The following is a 5,558-nucleotide window of genomic DNA, read 5'->3' on the forward strand; positions in this document are numbered from 1 at the left end:
GGCTTCCTTGACGGAAACCACGATAACATCACCAACGTTGGCGGTTTTGCGCTTCGAGCCGCCCAGCACCTTGATGCACTGGACGCGGCGAGCGCCGCTGTTGTCGGCGACGTCCAGATTGGACTGCATCTGGATCATGGGTTTACCCCTTGACTATGATTGGGCTGAGGACTCACTCCTCGACCACTACTTCCCAAGACTTCAACTTCGAGATCGGTTTGCATTCGCGAATGCGAACAACGTCACCCGTTTTGAAGCGGTTCTCTTCATCGTGCGCGTGGAATTTCTTCGACTTACGCACGTACTTTTTATACAGCGGGTGCATGACCTGGCGCTCCACTCGGACCACCACGGTCTTGTCGTTTTTGGTCGAAACGACTGTCCCCTGCAATACACGCCTCGGCATGTGTGTCTACTCCTCTGCGTGTCCAGTTAGGCCGCGGTTGCACCCTTCTCGTTACCGAGAAGGGTTTTAATGCGGGCAATATCACGACGGACCTGGCGGACCCGCGCAGTGTTCTCGAACTGCCCCGAAGCCTGCTGGAAACGCATATTGAACGATTCCTTACGCAGGTCCAGAAGCAGCTGCTTCAGTTCGTCAGCGCTTTTAGCGCGGAGATCAGCAATTTTCATCACTAATTACTCCCCTTCACCAAGACGGGTGACAAACTTGGTCTTGATCGGCAGTTTTGCCGACGCCAGCTCGAAAGCCCGGCGTGCAAGATCCAACGGAACACCGTCGAGTTCAAACATGATCCGACCCGGTTTAACGCGTGCCGCCCAATATTCAGGCGAGCCTTTACCTTTACCCTGACGGACTTCGGCAGGCTTCTGCGAGACCGGGAGATCCGGGAAAACGCGAATCCACACACGGCCTTGACGGCGCATGTGGCGGGTGATCGCGCGGCGAGCCGCTTCGATCTGACGCGCCGTTATACGCTCCGGCTCCATGGCTTTCAAGCCATAAGCGCCGAAATTAAGTTCGGTACCACCCTTGGCTTCCCCTTTGAGGCGGCCTTTGTGGGCTTTACGGAACTTTGTACGTTTCGGAGAAAGCATATCAGGATCTCCTTACTTACGACCGGAACCAGCCGACTCGAGAGCGCGACGCTCAGAAGCCAACGGATCATGTGCCATGATTTCGCCCTTGAAGATCCAGACCTTCAGACCGCAAACACCGTAGGTGGTGTGTGCTTCGGAAGTGCCATAATCAACGTCCGCACGCAGGGTATGCAGCGGAACGCGACCTTCACGGTACCATTCGGTACGGGCGATTTCTGCGCCACCAAGACGACCAGCAGCATTAATACGAATGCCACCGGCACCGAGACGCATTGCGTTCTGAACCGAGCGCTTCATAGCGCGACGGAACGAAACACGGCGCTCAAGCTGCTGGGCGATGTTGTCAGCGACCAGCTTGGCATCGAGTTCCGGCTTGCGGATCTCGATGATGTTAACCTGCACTTCGGCATTTGCCAGTTTCTGCAGATCGTTCTTGAGCTTCTCGATGTCCTGGCCTTTTTTCCCGATCACAACGCCCGGACGAGCGGTGTGGATCGAAATGCGGGCTTTCTTCGCCGGACGTTCGATAATCACCTTCGATACACCCGCCTGTTTCAGACGGTCGAAGATGAAATTGCGGATCGCGAGATCTTCGTGAAGAAGACCAGCGAAATCGGCCTTGTTGGCGTACCAGCGGGAATCCCAGGTACGGTTAATGCCAACGCGCAGACCGATCGGATTAATTTTCTGACCCATTACTCGGCCTCCTCACGTTCGCAAACGACGATGCGCATGTTGGAGAACGGCTTAATGATTTTGCCAACACGACCGCGTGCACGGGCGCGCCAGCGCTTCATTACGAAGGCCTTACCAACAGATGCCTCTTTAATATAGAGACGGTCAACATCGAGCTGATGGTTGTTTTCGGCATTAGCAATTGCCGATTCCAGCAGCTTTTTGACGTCCTGCGAAATGCGTTTATTGGAGAAGGTCAGTTCTGCCAAAGCAGCTTCTGCCTTCATACCACGAATCGACTCGGCGACGAGGTTGAGCTTACGCGGGGAAATGCGTACTGCCCGGAGCGAAGCCGCGGCCTCGTTATCCGCCAGCCGACGGATGTCAGCTTTCTTACCCATCGTTACTTCCTCTTCGCCTTTTTGTCGGCCGCGTGACCATAGTAGGTACGGGTCGGCGAGAATTCACCGAACTTGTGACCAATCATATCTTCGGTCACGAGCACCGGCAGGAATTTCTGGCCATTGTAAACCCCAAAGGTGAGGCCTACGAATTGCGGCAGAATCGTCGAACGCCGCGACCAGGTCTTAATTACCTCATTCCGGCCTGAGGCACGGACAGTATCGGCTTTCTTAAGAAGGTATCCGTCAACAAACGGACCCTTCCAAACGGAACGCGCCATAGTCTAGCCTCCTCCGTTAGCTCTTGTGACGACGGCGCATGATGAGCGCGTCGGTCTTTTTGTTCGAGCGGGTACGTTTGCCCTTGGTAGGCTTGCCCCACGGCGTAACCGGGTGACGACCACCCGACGTACGACCTTCACCACCACCATGCGGGTGATCGATCGGGTTCATGGCAACGCCACGAACCGAAGGACGCTTGCCAAGCCAGCGATTACGGCCGGCTTTACCAAGGTTCGAGTTCTGATGGTCCGGGTTGGACACGGCACCGATGGTAGCCATGCATTCACCACGAACCAAACGTACCTCACCGGAGGACAGCTTAAGCTGGGCGTAACCCTGGTCCTTACCAACAAGCTGTACATACGAGCCTGCTGAACGTGCGACCTGACCACCTTTACCGGCTTTCAGTTCGACGTTATGGACAATGGTACCGACCGGAATGTTCTTCAGCGGTGCGGCGTTACCCGGCTTAATGTCTACGCGTTCAGCGGCAACAATGTTGTCGCCGACAGCGAGACGCTGCGGTGCGAGGATGTAGGCCAGCTCGTCGTCGGAATAGCGAACCAGTGCGATAAACGCGGTACGGTTCGGATCATATTCCAAACGCTCGACGGTACCGACGACGTCAAACTTGGTACGTTTGAAGTCGATGAGACGGTAACGACGTTTGTGACCACCACCAATACGGCGGGCGGTGATACGACCAGTGTTGTTACGGCCACCTTTCTTGCGAAGACCTTCGGTCAACGCTTTGATCGGCTTGCCCTTGTGGAGATCAGAACGATCCACGAGAACCAGCTGACGGCGACCAGGAGAGGTTGGTTTAAACTTCTTCAAAGCCATTGTCTTAGATTCCCGTAGTCACATCGATGGACTGGCCCTCTTCGAGGGTCACCATCGCTTTCTTGAAATCGCTCCGACGACCGGAAATACCGCGAAAACGCTTGGTCTTTCCTTTTACCACAGAGGTATTGACCGCCTTGACCTTCACCCCGAACAGACCTTCCACAGCAGCCTTGATCTCCGGCTTGGTGGCGTCGATCGCAACTTTGAACGCAACTGCGTTGTGTTCAGAAATCAGCGTCGACTTTTCAGTGATATGCGGGGCGCGGATGACTTCGTACATCCGCTCTTTGCTGATGATCGTCATTTGAGACGTGCCTCCAACGCTTCGACCGCACCCTTGGTCAGCACCAGGGTGTCACGGCGCAGGATGTCATAGACGTTAGCACCAATCTGCGGGAGCACATCAACCTGCGGGATGTTGCGCGCTGCGCGTGCAAAACCTTCGTTGACCTGCGCACCGTCGATGATCAGTGCAGACTTCCAGCCGAGTTTAGTGAAAACTGCGACCAGATTCTTGGTTTTGGCGTCCGAGAATTCCGCATTATCAAGAACGATAAGCTTACCGTCCTTTGCCTTGGCCGACAGAGCGGTTTTCAGCGCGAGTTTACGGAACTTCTTGGTCAGATCATGTGCGTGGTCGCGAACGCGCGGACCGTGCACGGTACCACCACCACGGAACTGTGCGGCTTTACGGGAACCGTGACGTGCACCGCCACTACCCTTCTGACGCACGAATTTTTTCGTGGTTGCGGAAACTTCGGACTTTTCCTTTACCTTGTGGGTACCGGCACGGCGTTTTGCCAGCTGCCAGTTCACCATGCGGTGCAGGACGTCACGACGTACTTCCAGACCAAAGATGTCTTCTGCAAGATCAATCTTACCGGACTTGGAAGCGTCAAGTTTGAGAATGTCGAGCTTCATGATGCTTATTCCTTATCCTCGGCGACAGCTTCTTCAGCGGCCGGGGCAGCACCCTTGAGCGCGGCCGGGAACGGCAGACCTTCCGGTGCAGCACGCTTCACGGCATCCTTGACAAGGACATAGGCACCCTTGTGACCCGGAACGGCACCATGCACCAGGATCAGGCCTTTGTCGGCGTCCGAAGACACGACTTTAAGGGACTGAACGGTTACACGTGCGGCACCGAGGTGACCAGCCATCTTCTTACCTTTGAAGACGCGGCCCGGGTCCTGGCACTGACCGGTGGAACCATGCGAACGGTGCGATACAGACACACCGTGCGACGCACGCAGACCACCGAAGTTGTGACGCTTCATCGCACCGGCAAAACCTTTACCGATGGACGTGCCGATTACGTCAACGTATTGGCCTTCGACGAAATGGGTTGCAGCAAGTTCTGCACCAACTTCGATCAGGCCATCTTCGCTCACGCGGAATTCAGCAAGTTTGGCTTTCGGCTCAACCTTGGCTTTGGCGAAGTGGCCACGCATCGGCTTGGATACGTTTTTCACTTTCGCTTTGCCATAACCAAGCTGAACAGCGACGTAGCCGTCGGTGTCGTTGGTACGGTTGGCGACAACCTGAAGATCTTCGACCTTCAGAACGGTTACAGGAAGGTGGGAACCGTCGTCGTTGAAGACGCGGGTCATACCGACCTTCTGGGTAATAAGTCCACTACGCATTGCGGCTTACTCCCGATTAAAGTTTGATCTCGACATCGACACCGGACGCAAGGTCGAGCTTCATAAGAGCATCGACGGTTTGCGGGGTCGGGTCGACAATGTCGAGAAGACGCTTGTGCGTACGGATTTCAAGCTGTTCGCGTGACTTTTTGTTCACGTGCGGAGACCGCAGAACAGTGTACTTTTCAATGCGGGTCGGCAGCGGAATCGGGCCGCGGACCTCTGCGCCAGTGCGCTTCGCCGTATTGACGATCTCACGCGTGGACTGATCCAGCACGCGATGGTCAAACGCCTTCAGGCGAATGCGAATGTTCTGACTATCCATGTAATTATGTACCGGAGCCCTCAAAAGGACACCGGCCCCTCAACTGGAGTTGACGATTGCCGCAAAAGTGTTGCGGGCGGCTTACATAGCCGCCCGCTCCACAAAGATCAAGAGAAAAAATTATTCGATGATCTTGGCAACAACGCCCGCGCCGACGGTACGACCGCCTTCACGGATTGCGAAACGCAGACCTTCGTCCATTGCGATCGGTGCAATGAGAGTTGCGGTCATCTGAACGTTGTCGCCCGGCATAACCATTTCGGTGCCAGCCGGCAGCTCGATCGAACCGGTTACGTCAGTCGTACGGAAGTAGAACTGCGGACG

The 5,558-nt window shown here is 55.4% G+C and carries 12 protein-coding genes and 1 pseudogene; all 13 read right to left on the minus strand.

Annotation, left to right across the window (positions count from 1 at the left end; genetic code table 11):
* The coding region (locus tag B2T33_RS20290; RefSeq protein ID WP_286793092.1) for an uL14 family ribosomal protein at positions 1 to 138 on the minus strand (138 nt) is incomplete at its 3' end.
* Positions 139 to 172: 34 nt separating this feature from the next.
* The gene (gene rpsQ / locus B2T33_RS20295) at positions 173 to 406 is read right to left on the minus strand and encodes a 30S ribosomal protein S17 (protein WP_008892183.1); all 234 of its coding nucleotides are present in this window, start codon (positions 404 to 406) and stop codon (positions 173 to 175) included.
* 26 nt (positions 407 to 432) lie between these two features.
* On the minus strand, positions 433 to 633 hold the full coding sequence (gene rpmC, locus B2T33_RS20300) for a 50S ribosomal protein L29 (protein ID WP_008892182.1): 201 nt from the start codon (positions 631 to 633) through the stop codon (positions 433 to 435).
* A 6-nt stretch (positions 634 to 639) separates the two neighbouring features.
* A complete protein-coding gene (gene rplP, locus B2T33_RS20305; RefSeq protein ID WP_063087034.1) occupies positions 640 to 1,059 on the minus strand; it encodes a 50S ribosomal protein L16 in 420 nt (139 codons plus the stop codon).
* A gap of 12 nt (positions 1,060 to 1,071) precedes the next feature.
* The gene (gene rpsC / locus B2T33_RS20310; RefSeq protein WP_008892180.1) at positions 1,072 to 1,758 is read right to left on the minus strand and encodes a 30S ribosomal protein S3; all 687 of its coding nucleotides are present in this window, start codon (positions 1,756 to 1,758) and stop codon (positions 1,072 to 1,074) included.
* Positions 1,758 to 2,138 (minus strand): 50S ribosomal protein L22, encoded by a 381-nt coding sequence (rplV, locus tag B2T33_RS20315; protein ID WP_008892179.1) that lies wholly within the window; start codon positions 2,136 to 2,138, stop codon positions 1,758 to 1,760. The genes rpsC and rplV overlap by 1 nt, the downstream gene beginning before the upstream one ends.
* 2 nt (positions 2,139 to 2,140) lie before the next feature.
* Positions 2,141 to 2,419 (minus strand): 30S ribosomal protein S19, encoded by a 279-nt coding sequence (gene rpsS / locus B2T33_RS20320; RefSeq protein ID WP_008892178.1) that lies wholly within the window; start codon positions 2,417 to 2,419, stop codon positions 2,141 to 2,143.
* 16 nt (positions 2,420 to 2,435) lie between these two features.
* Complete coding sequence (gene rplB, locus B2T33_RS20325) at positions 2,436 to 3,263, minus strand: 50S ribosomal protein L2 (RefSeq protein WP_063087033.1); 828 nt, start codon at positions 3,261 to 3,263, stop codon at positions 2,436 to 2,438.
* 4 nt (positions 3,264 to 3,267) lie between these two features.
* Complete coding sequence (locus B2T33_RS20330; protein WP_008892176.1) at positions 3,268 to 3,570, minus strand: 50S ribosomal protein L23; 303 nt, start codon at positions 3,568 to 3,570, stop codon at positions 3,268 to 3,270.
* The gene (gene rplD, locus B2T33_RS20335; RefSeq protein WP_286793089.1) at positions 3,567 to 4,187 is read right to left on the minus strand and encodes a 50S ribosomal protein L4; all 621 of its coding nucleotides are present in this window, start codon (positions 4,185 to 4,187) and stop codon (positions 3,567 to 3,569) included. The genes B2T33_RS20330 and rplD overlap by 4 nt, the downstream gene beginning before the upstream one ends.
* 5 nt (positions 4,188 to 4,192) lie before the next feature.
* Positions 4,193 to 4,909 carry a 50S ribosomal protein L3 gene (rplC, locus tag B2T33_RS20340; protein WP_008892174.1) on the minus strand — a complete coding sequence of 239 codons (717 nt, stop codon included), beginning with the start codon at positions 4,907 to 4,909 and terminating at the stop codon, positions 4,193 to 4,195.
* A gap of 16 nt (positions 4,910 to 4,925) precedes the next feature.
* Positions 4,926 to 5,234, minus strand: a complete 309-nt coding sequence (gene rpsJ / locus B2T33_RS20345; protein ID WP_008892173.1) for a 30S ribosomal protein S10 — start codon at positions 5,232 to 5,234, stop codon at positions 4,926 to 4,928.
* A gap of 120 nt (positions 5,235 to 5,354) precedes the next feature.
* Positions 5,355 to 5,558: pseudogene (gene tuf / locus B2T33_RS20350) on the minus strand (elongation factor Tu); the annotation flags it as partial.

The organism is Thalassospira sp. UBA4513, from assembly GCF_002388495.1.
In the GTDB taxonomy this organism is placed as follows: domain Bacteria; phylum Pseudomonadota; class Alphaproteobacteria; order Rhodospirillales; family Thalassospiraceae; genus Thalassospira; species Thalassospira tepidiphila.

Coding starts and splice junctions, on each gene's coding strand:
- rpsQ (WP_008892183.1), bottom strand. CDS start 406: ATGCCGAGGCGTGTATTGCAGGGGACAGTCGTTTCGACCAAAAACGAC.
- rpmC (WP_008892182.1), bottom strand. CDS start 633: ATGAAAATTGCTGATCTCCGCGCTAAAAGCGCTGACGAACTGAAGCAG.
- rplP (WP_063087034.1), bottom strand. CDS start 1,059: ATGCTTTCTCCGAAACGTACAAAGTTCCGTAAAGCCCACAAAGGCCGC.
- rpsC (WP_008892180.1), bottom strand. CDS start 1,758: ATGGGTCAGAAAATTAATCCGATCGGTCTGCGCGTTGGCATTAACCGT.
- rplV (WP_008892179.1), bottom strand. CDS start 2,138: ATGGGTAAGAAAGCTGACATCCGTCGGCTGGCGGATAACGAGGCCGCG.
- rpsS (WP_008892178.1), bottom strand. CDS start 2,419: ATGGCGCGTTCCGTTTGGAAGGGTCCGTTTGTTGACGGATACCTTCTT.
- rplB (WP_063087033.1), bottom strand. CDS start 3,263: ATGGCTTTGAAGAAGTTTAAACCAACCTCTCCTGGTCGCCGTCAGCTG.
- B2T33_RS20330 (WP_008892176.1), bottom strand. CDS start 3,570: ATGACGATCATCAGCAAAGAGCGGATGTACGAAGTCATCCGCGCCCCG.
- rplD (WP_286793089.1), bottom strand. CDS start 4,187: ATGAAGCTCGACATTCTCAAACTTGACGCTTCCAAGTCCGGTAAGATT.
- rplC (WP_008892174.1), bottom strand. CDS start 4,909: ATGCGTAGTGGACTTATTACCCAGAAGGTCGGTATGACCCGCGTCTTC.
- rpsJ (WP_008892173.1), bottom strand. CDS start 5,234: ATGGATAGTCAGAACATTCGCATTCGCCTGAAGGCGTTTGACCATCGC.